Here is a 1,687-nt window from a genome sequence, read left to right on the forward strand (position 1 = left end):
GTAGATGGCGGCTGCGACGACCTCTCGAAACTCCTCGCGGGTGAATATCTTCGCCTTATAGCTCATCGTCTGCCTCCGTAAAATCGTTGAACGATGGGCTGGCACAGCTCATATCCCTTCTGGGCCCACATCTCCAGTGTTTTGAAGATCACAAGAATCGACAGTGAGTCGAGCCCGTCGTCAACCAGTTTGGGAATGTTGCTGTACTGTGCGTTCAGTGTCGTATGCCCGCTCCGCCCGCTGGTGAACGTGAATCCCAGCATGTCCACGGGCGTTCCGGTTTCCTCCGGCGTGATGGTCAACCGAACCTTGAACTTCCTGCCCAACGGCATCGCCTTGTCACTCATCGTCCGCCTCCTTGATTGCCTGTTGCAGTGCCTGCATGATTTGTTTCGCCTCGTCCACGCTCAGATAAGCGCTTGCAGATTGGCCAACGGTCTTGTGCTCCGGGCGGGAGTCGTCCCGGTCGAGGTGAAACGTCACCAAGCTGGAAGAGCCACGCCGATGATTGGCGATCTCTACCCGATAAACCATGTATTCGTCATCGTCAATCGGGATAGTGAGCCTCGTGCCGGCATAGTGGATGCTGCCAAAGGTCAAGTCGAACGATTCCGTCTCAATGCTCAAGGTTCATCTCCTTTTGTCCGGGATTGTGCAGATCGAAATGCTTGCAGCCGGTACGGTTCTCTCTGTCAGCCTCGACCACGCGATGCAACGCGAACGAGAGACCCGCCATACGTCCCGTGTCGAAATCGTCGCCCACCCCATACGTGGAGCACTTGACGATCTCATCGTGGATAATCTTCTGCACGTCACTCATCGCCCTCCTCCCTTGCATCGGGGTTTATCGTGTCATCCCTGTAAGGAGTGGCCACGCCGCCGCAGCCGGGACAATAGCCGAAATCCGGTTTGATGAGGTTGCCCTGGATGGTGAACCAGTCACGGCTCATGGACTGTCCGCATCGAGAACAGTCGAAGCCGCTGTCCGGGTCGATGAAACTCGGCCCGTTCACATCCTCCGGGTTCTCGATGGTCGCGTCCGGGCGGAATACGACTCGCTGGTGAATCACGAGCGTGGAGATGTCGGTCAACGGCGCACTCTTCCTGCGGTCCTTGAGCTTCTTGCGATACTCGTAGACCTTTTGGCGCGGCACTCCGGCACGCTCCGCAATCTGCTTCGGTGTCAACTCATCCTCAGAGATAAGCCTCAGAAGCGTGTCCAACGTCTCGGCCGAAAGTCGGTGATACTGCCGTGTCCCGCTCATCGTCCGCCTGCCAGAATCTTGTAGAGCAACGTGAAGCATTTATCACCGTTGCAGACGCGGTTCCATACGACGATGCTGCGTTGCAACTGATATGGAGCTGGCTTCCGAGAACAACCTCCATCGAGGCTGAGCCCGCAGGCAGTGCAGCGGAACATCACGATAAAGAACGTGTATTCAGGCAAAGCCAGTACTTCGTCCCGCTCCCACTTCGCCCTGACCTTTCCCCCACAACGAGGACACGGGCTAATCCTGTGGAATTTCATCAAGTGCCTCCTTCATGAATACGATCCAATGGGTGCCGGTCTGTTTCGGTTGTTTGTTGCCGAACAGAGGATGTTGCGGGGTGCAGGCCAATACTTGGGATACGGGGATCTGCGTCTCGTTCCATTTGAAGATCAGGATGCCGGACGGCTCCAGCACCC

At 56.6% G+C, this 1,687-nt stretch carries 4 protein-coding genes; all 4 read right to left on the minus strand.

The window, feature by feature from the left end; genetic code table 11:
* Positions 1-62: 62 nt before the first annotated feature.
* The 4 genes from AB5Z52_RS16910 to AB5Z52_RS16925 are packed head-to-tail and all read right to left on the minus strand — an operon-like array spanning position 63 to position 1,265.
* Positions 63-347 (minus strand): hypothetical protein, encoded by a 285-nt coding sequence (locus tag AB5Z52_RS16910; protein ID WP_071477960.1) that lies wholly within the window; start codon positions 345-347, stop codon positions 63-65.
* A complete protein-coding gene (locus tag AB5Z52_RS16915) occupies positions 340-627 on the minus strand; it encodes a hypothetical protein (protein WP_012577832.1) in 288 nt (95 codons plus the stop codon). Before AB5Z52_RS16915 ends, AB5Z52_RS16910 begins: the two co-directional genes overlap by 8 nt.
* Complete coding sequence (locus AB5Z52_RS16920; RefSeq protein WP_071477959.1) at positions 617-820, minus strand: hypothetical protein; 204 nt, start codon at positions 818-820, stop codon at positions 617-619. Before AB5Z52_RS16920 ends, AB5Z52_RS16915 begins: the two co-directional genes overlap by 11 nt.
* The gene (locus AB5Z52_RS16925; RefSeq protein WP_368267130.1) at positions 813-1,265 is read right to left on the minus strand and encodes a helix-turn-helix domain-containing protein; all 453 of its coding nucleotides are present in this window, start codon (positions 1,263-1,265) and stop codon (positions 813-815) included. Before AB5Z52_RS16925 ends, AB5Z52_RS16920 begins: the two co-directional genes overlap by 8 nt.
* Positions 1,266-1,687 lie beyond the last annotated feature (422 nt).

This window comes from Enterococcus sp. RTP21361st1_A6_RTP21361_211029 (genome assembly GCF_040910045.1).
Lineage (GTDB): Bacteria > Bacillota > Bacilli > Lactobacillales > Enterococcaceae > Enterococcus_D > Enterococcus_D gallinarum.